Source organism: Streptomyces sp. NPDC048002 (genome assembly GCF_040653275.1).
Lineage (GTDB): Bacteria > Actinomycetota > Actinomycetes > Streptomycetales > Streptomycetaceae > Streptomyces.
Window position 1 is genome coordinate 21,773 of record NZ_JBEZNL010000007.1, and the last position, 15,796, is coordinate 37,568.

A 15,796-nucleotide genomic window follows, 5' to 3' on the forward strand; every position below is an offset into this window, starting at 1 on the left:
GCGCCGGGTGGACCCGGCGCCCCTTCCTCATGCGTGCGCGGCGCGCGTCACGCGTACTCGCCGATGTCCTTGATCATCGAGAAGCCCAGCCCGTACGCGCTCATGCCGCGTCCGTACGCCCCCACGTGCACGCCCTCCTGGGTGGAGCCGGCGAGCACCCAGCCGAACTCGGACTCCCGGTAGTGGAAGGGGGTGGGAACCCCGTCCACCGGCAGGGAGAGCGTCGACCAGTCGGGACCCGAGAGGTCGTCGGCGAGCACCCAGGCCGTCTCGGTCTGCTGCTCCAGCCAGTCGTCCCGCAGTGAGTGGTCCATCTGTCCGGGCCAGGTGAACGTCAGCAGGCCCACCCCGGCCAGCCAGGCAGCCGAGGAGACGGAGGTCGCCTCCAGCAGTCCCGTGCCGTCGGCGCTGCGGCGGGAGGGGTTCGCCGCGACGGTGACCACGACCGCGAACTTCTCCCGGTCCTCGGCGGTCCCCTCGTGCCGTACGGAGGGCTCGTCGCCGTGTCCGATGGAACCGTGCTCGACGGCCCCGTCGGCCGCCGTACCGACCTGCATCAGCCAGCGCGGCCCTGTGAACGCCTCGTCGAGGCCGTACCAGGGGAAGGGCGCCAGCAGGTAGCCGTCGACCGTGCGCCGGGCGGTGGGGACCTGTTGTCCGCCCTCCGCGGCCGGCGCCTCTTCGACAGCCCGACTCGTCGTCTCCATGCCCGGACGCCTCCTCGCTCTCGGCGGACCGGGGGCGGCCCGCCCCCCTTCGGGCGGCCTCGCTGGATGGCGTTCGGTCCGCACAACAACTCGGCAGCATATCCACACCGGTGGGAGCAGCCGGGAAACCGCCGGGCCCGCGAGGCGTCGGGACGGTGCGTTCAGGCCGTACGGGGCCCTCGGAGCGGTATGAAACGCGTCACGTGGGCGACCCGCGCGCGGGGGTCGCGGCTCAGGTGGCGTCCGCGTCGTAGGGGGTGCGCTCCTCGGGCTTCTTCGTCATGTCGACGCGGTCGCCGGAGGCGGTGGACGAGGACGGCTTGGACGACGACTCGGACTCGCGGCCGTGGACCGCGTCCGTGACCTCCGCCATCTCCTTCTTCAGGTCGAAGCCGTTGCGGATCTCCTTGATCCCCAGTTCGTCGTTGTCCAGCTGCTTGCGGATGAACGTCTTGGGGTTGAGGTCCTCGAACTCGAAGTCCTTGAACTCCGGGCCGAGTTCCTGCCGGATGTCCTGCTTGGCGCTCTCCGAGAACTCGCGGATCTTGCGGACCGTCCGCATGACGTCCTGGATGACCTTCGGGAGCTTGTCCGGACCGAAGACGAGCACGGCGAGGACGATGAGCGTCACCAGCTCTAGCGGTCCTATGTCATTGAACACCTGAAGCTCCTTGCGATGTCCTCGGTCCTCGGCCCTCGGTGGTCTCTTGGGTCTTCCGTGGTCCGGGCCGGGTCCACGGTACCCGGCCATCCCCTTCGACCGGTACTGTCCCAGGGCCTCCGAGTGCGCGCGGGCGGGTGCTTTTCCGCGTTGTTTGCCTTGCGGGGCCCGAACTGACGCGGCCGTCGGGCTCCCGCTGTGAGGTTTCTGTGAGTCGCGTCAATCGCTCTTCGCGGAACCGAGGGTGAGCGTGAGCCGGATCTCCTCGCCGTCCCTCCGCAGCGTCAGCTCCAGCCGGTCCCCGGGGCGGTGGGCGCGGGTCTTGACGATCAGTTCCTCGCCGGAGTGCACCCGCTGGCCGTCGATCTCGGTGATGACGTCGCCGGGCTCGATGCCGGCCTTGTCGCCGGGGCCGCCCACGGTGACCGGCGCGCCCCCGTCACTGCCCTTGGTGCCGACCCGGGCGCCGTCGCCCGAGTAGTCCATGTCGAGGGTGACGCCGATGACCGGGTGGGTGGCGCGACCGGTGTTGATCAGCTCCTCGGCGACGCGCTTGCCCTGGTTGATCGGGATGGCGAAGCCCAGCCCTATGGACCCCGCCTGACCGCCGTCCAGGTCCGAGCCGCTGTCGGCGGAGCGGATCGCGGAGTTGATGCCGACCACGCGGGCCCTGGCGTCCAGGAGCGGGCCGCCGGAGTTGCCGGGGTTGATGGGGGCGTCGGTCTGGAGGGCGTCGACGTAGGACACGTCGCTGGCGTCGCCGCTCTCGCCGCCGGCCGTGATGGGGCGTTCCTTGGCGCTGATGATGCCGGAGGTGACGGTGCCCGCCAGGTCGAAGGGGGCGCCGATGGCGACGACGGGGTCGCCGACCTGGACGTTGTCGGAGTTGCCGAGGGTCAGCGGGGTCAGACCGCTGACGCCCTTCACCTTGACCACGGCGAGGTCGTAGCCGCTGTCCCGGCCCACGACGGTGGCCTTGGCGGTGTCGCCGCTGTGGAAGGTCACGGAGATCTCGCCGTCGGACCCGGCGGGCTCCACGACGTGGTTGTTGGTGAGGATGTGCCCGCGGTCGTCGAGTACGAAGCCGGTGCCGGTGCCCTGTTCCTCGGCACCGGTCACGTGCAGCGTCACCACGCTGGGCAGGGCCCGCGCCGCGATCCCCGCCACCGTGTCCGCGGCGCGCCCGGTGGGCTCGGCACCGGCCTGCGGCAGCCGGACGTCCTCCAGGCCGCCGTTGCGCTCCAGATACGCCCCTACGACGCCTCCGGCGACCCCGGACACCAGGGCCAGCAGCAGGGCGCCGGTCAGCAGCAGCCGCCTGCCCCTGCGACGCCGCTGGTCCTTGGAGGCGACCGCGGCACCGTTCTGCTGGAGCGGCCCGGTCACGTGCTTCGGGGCCCAGGGGTCGTAGTGCTGCCAGGGGGTGGCGGCGGAGGTCTGGAGGGGGTCGCCTTGCGGGGGTACGGGGGCGGGTACGAGGGCGGGGGCGGTGGTCGCGGCCTGTGTCGGGACCGGTACCGGTCCGGCTCCCGACGCCGGTGCCGGTGCCGGTCCGGGCGGCGGGAAGTGGGCGCCGGGGGCGTGGGGCTGGGGTTCGGGTGGGGGAACCGGGGCGGGCGCCTGAGCCGGGATGGGCTCGGGTCCCTGGGCGGGGCCGGGAGTTGATCCCTGCGCGGGTGCCTGGGCGGGCGCCTGAGCCGGGCTGGGCGCCGTTCCCTGGGCGGGGCCGGGAGTGGGGACCTGGCCTGGCATGGGCACCGCAGCCTGGGCCTGGAGGGGCGCCGGTGCGTGGGCAGGTACGGGAGTGTGGGGCGGCGGCACGGGGGCCTGGCCCGGTGCAGGGGCGTGACCCAGTACGGGGGCGTGACCCGGTACGGGGGCGTGACCCGGTACGGGGGCGTGACCCGGTACGGGGGCGTGGGGCGCCGCTGGGACGGCGGTGCCCTGCGCCGGGGTGGCCGCCGGGTGCTGCACCGGAGGGGCGGGCGCCCAGGGCCCGGGCCGGCCATAGGGCGGGGTGCTGTAGGGGTCGGGGTCGTGCAGGGGACGCGGACGATCCTCGGCGAGCGGCGCGGGGACGACGGGCGCGCCAGGTGCCGGGGGCGTGTCGGGCACGTCGGACGCCGGGGGCAGCACGGCCCCCTCGGGTGCTGCCGGCTCGCCGACCGACGCGGATTCCTCACTCTCGTCGGCCGCTACGGACGCCTCAGGTGCCGTGCGCGCCCCGGGCAGCCCGGACCGCTCGCTCTCCCCAGGCAGCCCGGACGTCTCGGGTCCAGCGCCTCCCTCGGCCGCTACGGACGCCTCAGGTGCCGTGCGCGCCCCGGGCAGCCCGGACCGCTCGCTCTCCCCAGGCAGCCCGGAAGTCTCGGGTCCAGCGCCTCCCTCGGCCGCTACGGACGCCTCGGGTGCCGTGCGCGCCCCGGGCAGCCCGGACGTCTCGGGGGAAGCACCCCCCTCGGGCGCTGAGGGCGTGTCGGACGCCCCGGGGGCCTCCGACGTGGTCGGCGCGGTGACGGCAGCCCGGCCGTCGGCCTCACCCGGCTGCGGGGACTCCCCGGAAGCCCCGATGCCGGACGCCTCCGGCGCGGTCGAGCCGTCGGCCGGCGCCATGGGCTCGGTGTCAGAAACGGGGGCGGCGGAGCTGTCCGGTGACGCCCCCTCGGCCTGCGGGTGCACCCGCCGCTGTGGGCTGCGGAGTTCGTAGTCGCCCTCAGGGGAGACCGCGGTCGCGGGCCGCTCCAGTTCGAAATCGCCGTCGGCGTTGGCGACCGGGGCCGGAGCGGGCGGCGGCGCCTCGGTCACGCCCTCCGCCTGACTCGAAGGCCCCTGGAGCCGAGGACGGCTCCACCATTTCGCCTTCGCTGGCTTCCCCTCGTCCATGCTCTCCCCACAGCCGGCCGCGGCACGGCACGTCGGCGGTGGCCGCGGCTCATAGAACTCCGCCTCCGCGCCCGGCAACTGCCCTGGGCGCGGCCCACCCCGGATTCAACCAGGTTCGCGGGCCGCCGCGCAGTGGCCGGGTCAGCGGTTGGTGCCCGTGGGGGCGGTGGAGGCGGACGGGGAGGCGGTCGCCTCGGGGACGGGTGCGGCGAGCAGTCCCGGGGTCATGACCTCGGGAGCGGTGTGCCAGGAGGTCAGGGTGAGCGGCGGAGTGGCGCTGAGCGGACGTATCAGCGGGGAGACCGCGGTCGCGCCCGCCGACGCGGTGGGCGAGTCCGTGCCCGGGGCGGGCACTCCGGGCAGCAGGGGCGCGGACACCGAGGTCGGCGCGGCCTGGGAGTCACCGGTCGCCCGCTGCCCCTGGCCGTGGGCCAGCAGCGGTCCGACACCTCGGCGGCGCTGGCTGTCGGGACTCGTCGCGGCACCGCTGCCCTGGCTGCGGGCCGGGGTCACATTGCTGCCGGAGCCCGAGCCGCGGGTGTCCGTCTCGGGGGCCACACCGGTGGTGACGCCGCCGAGCGCTATGGCGGCGAGCGACACCGCTCCGGCCGCGGCGAAGGCGAACCGCAGCCCGCGCGAGGACCGGTCGGTGTCGGGGCGGCCCACGGGATGCACCCGGAAGCCGCCGGCCGTGCCGCCGGTGAGCGCCGGGGCGTGCGGGCCGGCGGGGACGTAGCCGAACTCGAAGCGTTCGCCCCGGCCCATGCCGAAGACACCGCCGGCGGGCTGGTCGGAGAGTCCGCCGAGGGCACCGGCGCCGAACGGTGAGCCCCCGCTGCCCGGGTCCCCGCCCGGCAGGCCCTGGAGGCGGGCCAGGAAGCTCTCCGAGGGCGACGGCGGGGCCGCCTCCGCGAACACGTTCTTCAGTCGGCGCTGGGCGTCGGCCTCCGCCTTGCACTTGGCGCAGGTGGCCAGGTGGGCGAGGACGCGCTCGCGCGTGTCATGACCGAGTTCTCCGTCCACCAGGGCGGACAGGCGGTCACCGAGATGCTGTTCGGCGAGACGGCGCTCGCCGGATTCGGGTCGGGTTCCAGTCACGCGGTCGCGCCCCCTCCCCCCAGCGCGGGCACCGATGGCACGAAGGACCGGCGCTCGGCCCGGGCTTCCGGGGAGCGGTGCGCCAGGGCCTTGCGCAACTGCGAGCGGCCGCGGTGGATCCGGGAGCGGACGGTGCCGAGCTTGACGCCGAGGGTCGCGGCGATCTCCTCGTAGGAGAGCCCCTCGATGTCGCACAGGACGACGGCGGCGCGGAACTCGGGCGCGAGGGTGTCGAGGGCCTGCTGGACGTCGGCGTCGAAGTGCGCGTCGTTGAAGACCTGCTGCGGGGACGGCTCACGGCTGGGCAGGCGCTCGGCCGCGTCCTCGCCGAGGGCGTCGAAGCGGATGCGCTGCTTGCGCCGGACCATGTCCAGGAAGAGGTTGGTGGTGATGCGGTGCAGCCAGCCCTCGAAGGTGCCCGGCGTGTACGTGGACAGCGAGCGGAAGACCCGGACGAAGACCTCCTGCGTGAGGTCCTCGGCGTCGTGCTGGTTGCCGGTGAGGCGGTACGCGAGGCGGTAGACGCGGCCGCTGTGCGTGCTGACGATCTCCTCCCACGTGGGCGGAGTCCACGCCTGCCCGTCCGCGTCGGTGGAGAAGGTCGCGGTCTGGGCGTAGTCGTCGGCGTGGTCAGCAGCGGTGTCGTTCACGGATTTCGGCTTGCCCGCCGATCCGAGAAAGCGCCGGAGCACTCCTCCCCGATCCACAGGCGCGGCCGCACCTCCCCTGTCGGCTCTGGTGGTGTCCAGCGGAGCCCCTACCATAGCCACCTCGCCCGTTAGCTCCGGATAAGCGGTTTTACGAGAATTTGATCTGGGCTGATACGGCTCATGCGACTGCGTCAGCATGTGCTCGCCCTCCGCCCCGCCGTCGTGATCCAACCGTGTCCCCCCTGTCGTCTCCCACCCCTCTAAACGCCTGGTCCCATCTGCGGGTTCCCAGCGGCAGCGGATACAGTCACGCCCAGGCAACCACGGGGACAGGAGAGGGTCATTACCGGCAACCGGCAGACGAGCTGGGCGTTCGCCGACGCCTATGTCGCCGAGGACGACGCGCTGCGCTGGGCCCGTGACCGGGCCCGGGAGGCAGGGCTGCGCTCGGTGTCGCCCGGCACGGGCGCCGCGCTGGGGTTGCTCGCCGCCGCCGTGGACGCGAAAGCGGTCGCGGAGATCGGCACCGGCACCGGTGTCTCCGGTATCCACCTGCTGCACGGCATGCGTCCGGACGGCGTCCTGACCACCGTCGATCCCGAGCCGGAGCACCAGCAGTTCGCCCGGCACGCCTTCCGCGCCTCCGGCTTCGCCAGCAACCGGGCCCGCTTCATTCCCGGCCGCGCGCTGGACGTACTGCCCCGGCTCGCGGACGCCGGCTACGACCTCGTGTTCTGCGACGGCGACCGGCTGGAGTTCCTCGACTACCTCGCTGAATCGTTGCGCCTGCTGCGTCCGGGTGGCCTGGTGGTCTTCGAGGGCGTCTTCGCCCACGGCCGTACGGTCGACTCGGGGCCGCAGCCGACGGAGGTCGTCCGGCTGCGGGAGCTGCTGCGCGCGGTGCGGGAGAGCCCGGACCTGGTGCCCTCGCTGCTGCCGGTGGGCGACGGGCTGCTCTGCGCCGTCAAGCGCTGACCCGGCTCCGGGAGGCCCCCAAACAGCTGCCCCGGCACCTCATGGGATGCCGGGGCAGCTGAAAGGGTATGGTCGCTTCCGCGTCAGCCGACGACCTTCTTGAGGGCGTCGCCGAGCGCGTCGGCCTCGTCAGGGGTCAGCTCGACGACGAGCCGACCGCCGCCTTCGAGCGGAACGCGCATGACGATGCCCCGCCCCTCCTTGGTCACCTCGAGCGGGCCATCGCCCGTCCGCGGCTTCATGGCCGCCATGCTCGTTCCCCTTCCTGAAACCAGCTCATCGTCAAGCCGACGGCCCCACGGAGGGCATGCGCGGTCCCCGAAGGACACGCGACACCGGCATCGAACACATTGCTTCCCAGCCATTATCCCGCATCCCAGGACCCGATGACCAACATCGGTAGGCATCGCTTGGGCAACGCGCGCGAGCAAAACCACTCAATTCGGGGATGTGACTGCGATACTGCGCCACCGCACGGACGTCCGCCGGACGGAAACGGGCTCGATTTCTTTGACGCAGGTCACACGTGCGCTCCCGGCGATCTCCGCCATGCTGTCCTGAGACATGAGCCGCGACACCGGAGGGGATACGCCATGGCCGACACCGTGCTCTACGAGGTGAGCGACGGACTCGCGACGATCACGCTGAACCGCCCCGAGGCGATGAACGCGCTGAACATCGAGACCAAGGTCGCCCTGCGGGAGGCCGTGACCACGGCGGGCGCGGACTCCTCGGTGCGGGCCGTGCTGCTGACCGCCGCCGGTGACCGGGCCTTCTGCGTGGGCCAGGACCTCAAGGAGCACATCGGGCTGCTCGCCGAGGGGTCCGGTCAGGTGATGAGCACCGTGCGCGAGCACTACAACCCGATCGCCCGCGCCCTCACCGAGATGGCCAAGCCGGTGGTCGCCGGGGTGAACGGCGTCGCCGCGGGAGCGGGGTTCGGCTTCGCGCTGGCTGCGGACTACCGGGTCGTGGCCGATACCGCCGCCTTCAACACCTCGTTCGCCGGGGTCGCGCTGACCGCGGACTCGGGGATCTCCTGGACGCTGCCCCGTGTGGTGGGTCCCGGGCGCGCCGCCGATCTGCTGCTGTTCCCGCGCAGCGTCAAGGCGCAGGAGGCCCTCGACCTGGGGATCGCCAACCGGGTGGTGCCCGCCGGGTCGCTGCGCGAGGAGGCCGAGAACGTGGCCCGCGCGCTGGCCGAGGGGCCGACCGTGGCGTACGCGGCGATCAAGGAGGCGGTGGCCTTCGGGTTCTCCCACTCGCTGGCCGAGACGCTGGAGAAGGAGGACGAGCTCCAGGCGCGGGCCGGGGCCTCGGAGGACCACGCGATCGCGGTGCGCGCCTTCGTCGCCAAGGAGAAGCCGAAGTACCTGGGCCGGTAGCCCTCAGGACCGCCGCCCAGGGCCGTCCGGTCTACCGTCGGTCCCGGGCGGCGCAGTCCGCCAGGTGGTCGTTGACCAGGCCGCACGCCTGCATCAGCGCGTAGGCGGTGGTGGGTCCGACGAATCTCAGGCCCCGCGCCTTCAACGCCTTGGAGAGGGCCTTGGAGGCTGGGGTGATCGCCGGGACGTCCGCGAGGGTCTTCGGGGCCGGGCCGGGCTCCGGGGCGTGCGACCAGATCAGTTCGTCCAGCTCGCCGTCCGTCCAGTCGGCCAGCACGCGCGCGTTGGCGAGGGTGGCGTCGATCTTGGCCCGGTTGCGGATGATGCCCACGTCGGCGAGCAGGCGGTCGCGGTCCTCGTCGGTGAAGGCGGCCACCTTCTCGATCCCGAACCCGGCGAAGGCCGCGCGGAAGCCGGGACGGCGGCGCAGGATCGTGATCCAGGACAGCCCCGACTGGAAGGCCTCCAGGGACAGGCGCTCGAAGAGGGCGTCGTCGCCGTGGACCGGGCGTCCCCACTCGTCGTCGTGGTAGGCGACGTAGTCCGGCGTGGACAGCGCCCAGGGGCAGCGCCGGGCGCCGTCGGGGCCGGCCAGGGCCGCTCCGTCGGTCACCGGTCCTCCTGCTCGGGCTTCTCCATGGAGACCGGCGACCCGGCCCGGGCGCCGGCCAGCGCGGACTCCAGATCGGCGATACGGGCGTCGCGCTCGGCGAGTTCGGCGCCCAGCCGGCTGAGCGCGTCGTCGACGTCCGACATGCGGTAGCCGCGGGCGGCGAGCGGGAAGCGGAGGCTGTCGACGTCGGAGCGGCCCACCGGGCGGTCGAGCGGGAGCGGGTCGTGGAGCCGCTGGGGCACGGCCTCGGGCAGCGGGCCTCCGCCCTCGCCGCCGCCCACCACCGCGAGGGTCACCGCGGCGACCACGACGGCGAGCGCGACGACCAGGAACAAGAACATAACCATCGCTGAGGTCCCCACGGTCGGTGCAAGTGTGCGGTCGAGTGTGTCAGGGTCCGATCGTGCCATGCGAGTCTGGCGGTTAGGGTCGCAGGCGGCCGATGATCAGCACGTACGGGAGAGGTTCACAGGGGATGCTCAGGCTGGGCAGGCGTGAGTTCGACACGCACGAGCCGGTGATCATGGCGATCGTGAACCGGACCCCGGACTCCTTCTACGACCAGGGGGCGACGTTCCACGACGAACCCGCCCTCGCGCGCGTGGAGCGGGCCGTGGCGGAGGGCGCCGCCATCATCGACATCGGCGGCGTCAAGGCGGGCCCCGGCGAGGAGGTGTCCGCGGCCGAGGAGGCGCGGCGCACGGTGGGCTTCGTCGCGGAGGTGCGGCGGCGGTTCCCGGATGTCGTGATCAGCGTGGACACCTGGCGGGCCGAGGTCGGCGAGGCGGTCTGCGAGGCCGGTGCGGACGTCCTCAACGACGCCTGGGGCGGGGTGGATCCGCGGCTGGCGGAGGTGGCCGCCCGCTACCGGGTGGGCCTGGTGTGCACGCACGCCGGGGGCGCGGAGCCCCGTACGCGGCCGCACCGGGTGACGTACGACGACGTCATGGCGGACATCCTCCGGGTGACCGTGGGACTCGCCGAGCGGGCCGTGGCGCTGGGGGTGCCCCGGGAGTCGGTGATGATCGACCCCGGCCATGACTTCGGGAAGAACACCCGGCACAGCCTGGAGGCGACCCGGCGGCTCCAGGAGATGGTGGCCACCGGCTGGCCGGTGCTGGTGTCGCTGTCCAACAAGGACTTCGTCGGCGAGACGCTGGACCGGCCGGTGAAGGAGCGGGTGGTCGGCACGCTGGCGACCACGGCCGTCTCGGCGTGGCTGGGCGCCCAGGTGTACCGGGTGCACGAGGTCGCGGAGACCCGCCAGGTGGTGGACATGGTGGCCTCGATCGCGGGACACCGGCCGCCGGCCGTGGCCCGGCGCGGGCTGGCCTAGCGATTCCCGCGCGGCATGCGCGGACACGGGTGCGGGGCGGGCCGAGGAGGCCCGCCCCGCGTCCGTGCCGGTCCGTCAGCGGCCCGCCTCTTTGGAGACCAGGGCCACCGCCTCGTCGACGTCGTCGGTGACATGGAAGAGCAGCAGGTCCTTCTCGGACGCCTTGCCCTGCGCCACCAGGGTGGTGCGCAGCCAGTCGATCAGGCCGCCCCAGTACTCCGTGCCGAAGAGGACGATGGGGAAGCGGGTGACCTTCTGGGTCTGGACCAGGGTGAGGGCCTCGAAGAGTTCGTCGAGGGTGCCCAGGCCGCCGGGCAGGACCACGAAGCCCTGGGCGTACTTGACGAACATCATCTTCCGGACGAAGAAGTACCGGAAGTTCAGGCCGATGTCGACGTAGGGGTTGAGCCCCTGCTCGAAGGGCAGCTCGATGCCCAGGCCGACCGAGATGCCCTTCGCCTCGCAGGCACCCTTGTTGGCGGCCTCCATGGCGCCCGGGCCGCCGCCGGTGATGACGGCGAAGCCCGCCTCCACCAGGCCCCGGCCCAGCCGCACCCCGGCCTCGTACTCCGGCGAGTCGGCCGGCGTGCGGGCCGAGCCGAACACGCTGATCGCCGGGGGAAGCTCGGCGAGCGTGCCGAAGCCCTCGATGAACTCCGACTGGATGCGCAGGACACGCCACGGGTCGGTGTGGACCCAGTCCGAGGGGCCGCCGGCGTCCAGCAGGCGCTGGTCGGTCGTACTCGCCGTGACCTGGCTCCGCCGTCGGAGTACGGGTCCCAGGCGCTGCTCCTCCGGCGGCTGCTTCCTGCCCTCGGGGTTCCCGGTAGCCATGTGCGCTCCCTCCGCTTGCGGTTGTTCCACCTCAGCGTAGATCTACGCGGGTTACGGACGGGGGACATCGGCATGTCCGGCATCCCCGCATTGCGTGGGCGCTCAGGCCGTGAGCCACGCCCGCAGGCGTTCCTCGCCCGCGAGGATCTTCGCCGTGTCGACCCGCTCGTCCCGCTTGTGGGCCAGGTGCGGGTTGCCGGGACCGTAGTTCACGGCGGGGACGCCGAGGGCGGAGAACCGGGAGACGTCGGTCCAGCCGTACTTGGGCATCGGGGTGCCGCCGACGGCCTCGATGAAGGCGGCGGCCGCCGGGTGGGAGAGGCCGGGCAGGGCGCCGGGGCTGTGGTCGTCCACCACGAACTCGGCCACCCCGCAGTCCGCGAACACCTCGTGGACATGGGCCAGCGCCTCCTCCTCCGTGCGGTCGGGGGCGTAGCGGAAGTTGACGGTCACCACGCACTCGTCGGGGATGACGTTGCCCGCGACCCCGCCCGACACGCCGACCGCGTTCAGGCCCTCGCGGTACTCCAGGCCGTCGATGACCGGCCACCGCGGTTCGTAGGCGGCCAGCCGGGCCAGGATCGGGGCGGCCGCGTGGATCGCGTTGGAGCCCATCCAGCCGCGCGCCGAGTGCGCCCGCTCGCCCTTGGTCCTCAGCAGAACCCGCAGCGTGCCCTGGCAGCCGCCCTCGACCTGGCCGTCGGAGGGCTCCAGCAGCACCGCGAAGTCGCCCGCGAGCCAGTCGGGGTGTGCCTCGGCCACATGACGCAGACCGTTGAGGTGTGCGGCGACCTCTTCGTTGTCGTAGAAGACGAAGGTGAGGTCGCGGTTGGGCGCGGGGACGGTGGCGGCGACGCGCAGCTGTACCGCCACCCCGGACTTCATGTCGCAGGTGCCGCAGCCCCACAGGACGCCGTCGTCGTCGAGCCGCGAGGGGACGTTGTCCGCGATCGGCACGGTGTCGATGTGGCCGGCCAGGATCACGCGCTCGGCGCGCCCGAGGTCGGTGCGCGCCACGACGTTGTTGCCGTACCGGTCGACCCTCAGGTGCGGCAGGGCCCGCAGGGCGGACTCGATCGCGTCGGCGAGCGGCTTCTCGGTTCCGCTCTCGGACGGGAAGTCGACGAGTGCCGCGGTCAGGCGGGCGGCGTCCAGCGTGAGGTCAAGCGGGGTATCGGGCATGGCTCCGACCCTAGCGTCCTGGGCCTGCGCACAGTTTTCGCACGGGCCTCGGCGGACGCTCTACTCTCCAGTACCTTGTACGCGTGCCTGAGCCGTCCCCCACCCCCAGACGCCGCGGCCGCCTCTTCCGTTTCGGGGCGGCTCTCGTGGTCCTGCTCGCCGTCGCGGGCTATCTCGCCGTGCAGTACGTGACCGGGGGCGCGGGGGCGCCCGGTTGCCGGGTCGTCTCCGCCGACGGAGACGGCACGGAGTACGAGTTCACTCCGGAGCAGGCGGTGAACGCGGCGACGATCGCCGCGGTGGGCACCGGACGCGAACTGCCCGAGCGGGCCGTGACCATAGCCCTCGCGACCGCGCTCCAGGAGTCGGCGCTGCGCAACATCGAGCACGGTGACCGGGATTCGCTGGGCCTGTTCCAGCAGCGGCCCTCGATGGGCTGGGGCACCGAGCGGGAGATCATGGACCCGACCTACGCGGCGGGGATCTTCTACGACCATCTGGTGAAGGTGGAGGACTACACCGAGCTGCCCCTCACCGTGGCCGCCCAGCGCGTGCAGCGCAGCGGCTTCCCGGACGCGTACGCCAAGCACGAGCCGGACGCCACGCTGCTGGCCGCCGCCCTGACCGGCCGCTCGGCGGCGACGCTGACCTGCGAGGGCCGGCCGGGCACGACCCCGGTCACCGGGACGGCGCCGGTCCGGGACGCGCTGGCGCGGGACTTCGGGCAGGACGTGCTGGAGTCGGCGGGCGCGGTGGTCGGCGAGGAGTCCGGGCCGAGCGCCTCCCCCGAAGACGACGGCGACGGCGACGGACGCACGCTCGATCTGCCGGTGGCCTCGGACGGCGGCAAGCGGGACGCGGCGGAGCGCGGCTGGCAGCTCGCGCACTGGGCCGTGGCCAACGCCTCGGCGCTGCGCATCGAGCGGGTGTCGTACGCCGGGCGCGAGTGGACGGCCGGGAACACCGACAGCCAGTGGCGCGCGCTGGAGTCCGAGGGTGCCGCCGGGGCCGAGCGGGGCACGGGGTCGGTCCGGATCGTGACCGCGCACTAGTGCGGGCGGTCCTCCGCGAGGGTTGGCGGGGGCGGCGGCGGCCGACACGCCGTGACGCTTTCCGCCCGGGTGTGGTCGATTCCCGCGGAACCCTTGAGAACAAAGGGCTGTAAGGATTCCGCGCGCTTTCCCGACGGGGCCTCTTTGCCCGTTTTTATCCACAGCAGATAATGCGACGCATTGCCAACTCTTTACGTTATCCCGCCGCAACCTTCGCGGACTTCGAGCGGTAGTCACTGCGTCCGAGGCCGGAGATCGACTCCGGTCGCGGACGGACAGATCGCACCGGAAGACTCGTCGAAGGAGCAACATGACCCTCCCCCTGACCCGCCGTATCGCCCGTGCCGCGCTGCTCGTCGCTGCGGGAGCGGCCGCCGGGGTAGGTGCGGCCGGCTCCGCGAGCGCGGCCCCGGCCCTGCCCGCCACGCCCGGACTCGGAGGTCTGACCGCCCTGGACGGGGCGAGCGTCGGCAACGCCGTCGACGGTGCCGCGCAGAACGTCACCGGGCTGGCCGGGGAGGCCGGCGGCAAGGCGGTCGGCACGTCGGTGCCGGCCGCGGGCAAGACCGGCGGCAAGGCGGTCAAGAAGGCCACGCCGGCCGCGCAGAAGACCGCCGGTGAGGCGGCCGGCACGGCCGGGGACATCCTGGGCGACACCGCCGCCTCCGCGACCAAGGGCGGCCTGCCCACCGAGTCGCTGCCCACGGAGTCGCTGACCACGGAGTCGCTGCCCACGGAGTCGCTGACCAAGGGCGGGCTGCCCTCGGCGGGCTCCCTCCCGGTCCAGGGCCTGCCGCTCGGCGGCTGACCGCCCGCGCCGCGTACGGCGAAGGGGCCCGGGGTCGAACCCCGGGCCCCTTCGGCATGCGTGCCGGTGTCTCAGGCGAGCCGACGGACGGCCTCCCGGACGCGCTCGTCCGTGGCCGTGAAGGCCACGCGCACATGGCTCGCGCCGGCCTCGCCGTAGAAGTCCCCGGGGGCCACCAGGATGCCGAGCCCGGCCAGGTGCGCCACCGTCTCCCAGCAGGACTCCCCGCGGGTGGCCCACAGGTACAGGCTGGCCTCGCTGTGCTCGATGCGGAAGCCGTGGCCGGTCAGGGCGGCGCGCAGGGCGTCGCGCCGGGCGGCGTAGCGCTCGCGCTGGATCCGGACGTGCTCGTCGTCGCCCAGGGCGGCGACCACGGCCGCCTGGGTCGGGGCGGAGGTCATCATGCCGCCGTGCTTGCGGATCTCCAGCAGCGGGGCGAGGACCTGCGGGTCGCCCGCGAGGAAGGCCGCGCGGTAGCCCGCCAGGTTCGAGCGCTTGGAGAGCGAGTGGACGGCCACGACGCCCTCGTACGAACCGCCGTTGACGTCCGGGTGCAGCACCGAGACCGGGTCGGCGTCCCAGCCCAGCTCCAGGTAGCACTCGTCGGAGAAGACCAGGACGCCGTGGGACCGGGCCCAGGCGACGATCCGGGTCAGCTCCTCCTTGGGGAGCACCTTGCCCGTGGGGTTCGACGGGGAGTTCAGCCACAGCAGCTTCAGGCCGCGCGGGTCCAGCTCGGTGGGGTCGTCGTAGACCTCGTACCCGGCGCGGGCCAGGCGGGCGCCGACCTCGTAGGTCGGGTAGGCCAGGCGCGGGTACGCGACGCGGTCGCCGGGGCCGAGGCCCAGCTGGGTGGGGAGCCAGGCGACGAGTTCCTTGGAGCCGACGATCGGCAGGACGTGCCGGTGCGTCACCTCGCGGGCGCCCAGCCGGCGCTCCACCCAGCCGGTGAGCGCGTCCCGCAGCTCCGGGGTGCCCCACACCGTCGGATAGCCCGGCGAGTCGGCCGCCGCGATCAGCGCCTTCTGGATCAGCTCGGGCACCGGGTCGACCGGGGTGCCGACCGACAGGTCGACGATGCCGCCCGGGTGGGCCGAAGCCGTGGCTTTGTACGGCGCCAGCTTGTCCCAGGGGAAGGCGGGGAGACGGTCGGAGACTGCTGACACTGGATCTGGCTCACTTTCTCGTCCGAACGGCGAACGCCTCGGCCCCGCACGGCGACCGGGGACGGCCGGACGTGCGGGACCGAGGCGGCACAGTTGTGCGGGCCGCCTGCGTGCTTACTCGGCCTGCGGCGGGAGAGCGGCGACGAAGGGGTGGTCGCGCTCGATCAGACCCAGCTTGCTGGCGCCGCCGGGCGAGCCGAGCTCGTCGAAGAACTCGACGTTCGCCTTGTAGTAGTCCTTCCACTCCTCCGGAGTGTCGTCCTCGTAGAAGATCGCCTCGACCGGGCAGACCGGCTCACAGGCGCCGCAGTCGACGCATTCGTCCGGGTGGATGTACAAGGACCGGGAGCCCTCGTAGATGCAGTCGACCGGGCACTCCTCGATGCACGCCTTGTCCTTGACGTCGACACAAGGCTGCGCGATGACGTAGGTCACGCTGTCGTTCC

17 protein-coding genes are annotated in these 15,796 nt (G+C 73.0%); 5 read left to right on the top strand and 12 right to left on the bottom strand.

What is annotated here, in order from left to right; genetic code table 11:
• Window positions 1-47: 47 nt before the first annotated feature.
• From AB0E07_RS12135 to sigE, 5 genes are all read right to left on the bottom strand, one after another.
• Window positions 48-707 (bottom strand): hypothetical protein, encoded by a 660-nt coding sequence (locus tag AB0E07_RS12135; protein WP_362249151.1) that lies wholly within the window; start codon window positions 705-707, stop codon window positions 48-50.
• Window positions 708-939: 232 nt separating this feature from the next.
• On the bottom strand, window positions 940-1,368 hold the full coding sequence (locus AB0E07_RS12140) for a sec-independent translocase (RefSeq protein ID WP_362249154.1): 429 nt from the start codon (window positions 1,366-1,368) through the stop codon (window positions 940-942).
• Window positions 1,369-1,587: 219 nt separating this feature from the next.
• Window positions 1,588-3,483, bottom strand: a complete 1,896-nt coding sequence (locus AB0E07_RS12145) for a trypsin-like peptidase domain-containing protein (protein ID WP_362249645.1) — start codon at window positions 3,481-3,483, stop codon at window positions 1,588-1,590.
• 909 nt (window positions 3,484-4,392) lie between these two features.
• Window positions 4,393-5,349 carry a zf-HC2 domain-containing protein gene (locus tag AB0E07_RS12150; RefSeq protein ID WP_362249157.1) on the bottom strand — a complete coding sequence of 319 codons (957 nt, stop codon included), beginning with the start codon at window positions 5,347-5,349 and terminating at the stop codon, window positions 4,393-4,395.
• Window positions 5,346-6,041: an RNA polymerase sigma factor SigE gene (sigE, locus tag AB0E07_RS12155; protein WP_362249160.1), complete on the bottom strand. Its 696-nt coding sequence runs from the start codon at window positions 6,039-6,041 to the stop codon at window positions 5,346-5,348. Before sigE ends, AB0E07_RS12150 begins: the two co-directional genes overlap by 4 nt.
• Before the next feature lie 234 nt (window positions 6,042-6,275).
• Between sigE and AB0E07_RS12160 the strand changes: the two genes are divergently transcribed.
• Entirely contained in the window at window positions 6,276-6,974 is a 699-nt protein-coding gene (locus tag AB0E07_RS12160) for an O-methyltransferase (RefSeq protein ID WP_362249648.1), read from the top strand.
• Window positions 6,975-7,057: 83 nt separating this feature from the next.
• Here AB0E07_RS12160 and AB0E07_RS12165 read toward each other — a convergent pair whose 3' ends face one another.
• Window positions 7,058-7,225: a DUF3117 domain-containing protein gene (locus tag AB0E07_RS12165; RefSeq protein ID WP_003966491.1), complete on the bottom strand. Its 168-nt coding sequence runs from the start codon at window positions 7,223-7,225 to the stop codon at window positions 7,058-7,060.
• Window positions 7,226-7,567: 342 nt separating this feature from the next.
• Here AB0E07_RS12165 and AB0E07_RS12170 point away from each other — a divergent pair, with 342 nt between their 5' ends.
• A complete protein-coding gene (locus AB0E07_RS12170) occupies window positions 7,568-8,359 on the top strand; it encodes an enoyl-CoA hydratase-related protein (RefSeq protein WP_362249163.1) in 792 nt (263 codons plus the stop codon).
• A gap of 31 nt (window positions 8,360-8,390) precedes the next feature.
• Here the strand turns inward: AB0E07_RS12170 and AB0E07_RS12175 are convergent, their stop codons facing one another.
• Both AB0E07_RS12175 and AB0E07_RS12180 read right to left on the bottom strand, forming a co-directional pair.
• Window positions 8,391-8,972, bottom strand: coding sequence for a DNA-3-methyladenine glycosylase I (locus AB0E07_RS12175; RefSeq protein ID WP_362249165.1), 582 nt, complete (start codon window positions 8,970-8,972; stop codon window positions 8,391-8,393).
• The gene (locus AB0E07_RS12180; protein WP_362249168.1) at window positions 8,969-9,319 is read right to left on the bottom strand and encodes a DivIVA domain-containing protein; all 351 of its coding nucleotides are present in this window, start codon (window positions 9,317-9,319) and stop codon (window positions 8,969-8,971) included. The genes AB0E07_RS12175 and AB0E07_RS12180 overlap by 4 nt, the downstream gene beginning before the upstream one ends.
• Before the next feature lie 128 nt (window positions 9,320-9,447).
• On the opposite strand from AB0E07_RS12180, the gene folP reads away from it, so the two are divergent.
• Entirely contained in the window at window positions 9,448-10,308 is an 861-nt protein-coding gene (gene folP, locus AB0E07_RS12185; protein ID WP_351923416.1) for a dihydropteroate synthase, read from the top strand.
• A gap of 75 nt (window positions 10,309-10,383) precedes the next feature.
• On the opposite strand, the gene AB0E07_RS12190 is transcribed toward folP, so the two are convergent.
• Window positions 10,384-11,142: a TIGR00730 family Rossman fold protein gene (locus AB0E07_RS12190; protein ID WP_362249172.1), complete on the bottom strand. Its 759-nt coding sequence runs from the start codon at window positions 11,140-11,142 to the stop codon at window positions 10,384-10,386.
• Between the two features lie 102 nt (window positions 11,143-11,244).
• Complete coding sequence (gene dapE / locus AB0E07_RS12195) at window positions 11,245-12,324, bottom strand: succinyl-diaminopimelate desuccinylase (protein ID WP_362249175.1); 1,080 nt, start codon at window positions 12,322-12,324, stop codon at window positions 11,245-11,247.
• Window positions 12,325-12,407: 83 nt separating this feature from the next.
• On the opposite strand from dapE, the gene AB0E07_RS12200 reads away from it, so the two are divergent.
• Window positions 12,408-13,376 carry a heavy metal transporter gene (locus AB0E07_RS12200; RefSeq protein ID WP_362249177.1) on the top strand — a complete coding sequence of 323 codons (969 nt, stop codon included), beginning with the start codon at window positions 12,408-12,410 and terminating at the stop codon, window positions 13,374-13,376.
• A gap of 310 nt (window positions 13,377-13,686) precedes the next feature.
• A complete protein-coding gene (locus AB0E07_RS12205; protein ID WP_362249180.1) occupies window positions 13,687-14,184 on the top strand; it encodes an ATP-binding protein in 498 nt (165 codons plus the stop codon).
• 71 nt (window positions 14,185-14,255) lie between these two features.
• Here AB0E07_RS12205 and AB0E07_RS12210 read toward each other — a convergent pair whose 3' ends face one another.
• Both AB0E07_RS12210 and fdxA read right to left on the bottom strand, forming a co-directional pair.
• Complete coding sequence (locus tag AB0E07_RS12210; RefSeq protein ID WP_362249183.1) at window positions 14,256-15,350, bottom strand: bifunctional succinyldiaminopimelate transaminase/glutamate-prephenate aminotransferase; 1,095 nt, start codon at window positions 15,348-15,350, stop codon at window positions 14,256-14,258.
• Between the two features lie 114 nt (window positions 15,351-15,464).
• The gene (gene fdxA, locus AB0E07_RS12215) at window positions 15,465-15,785 is read right to left on the bottom strand and encodes a ferredoxin (protein WP_362249186.1); all 321 of its coding nucleotides are present in this window, start codon (window positions 15,783-15,785) and stop codon (window positions 15,465-15,467) included.
• Between the last annotated feature and the right edge of the window lie 11 nt (window positions 15,786-15,796).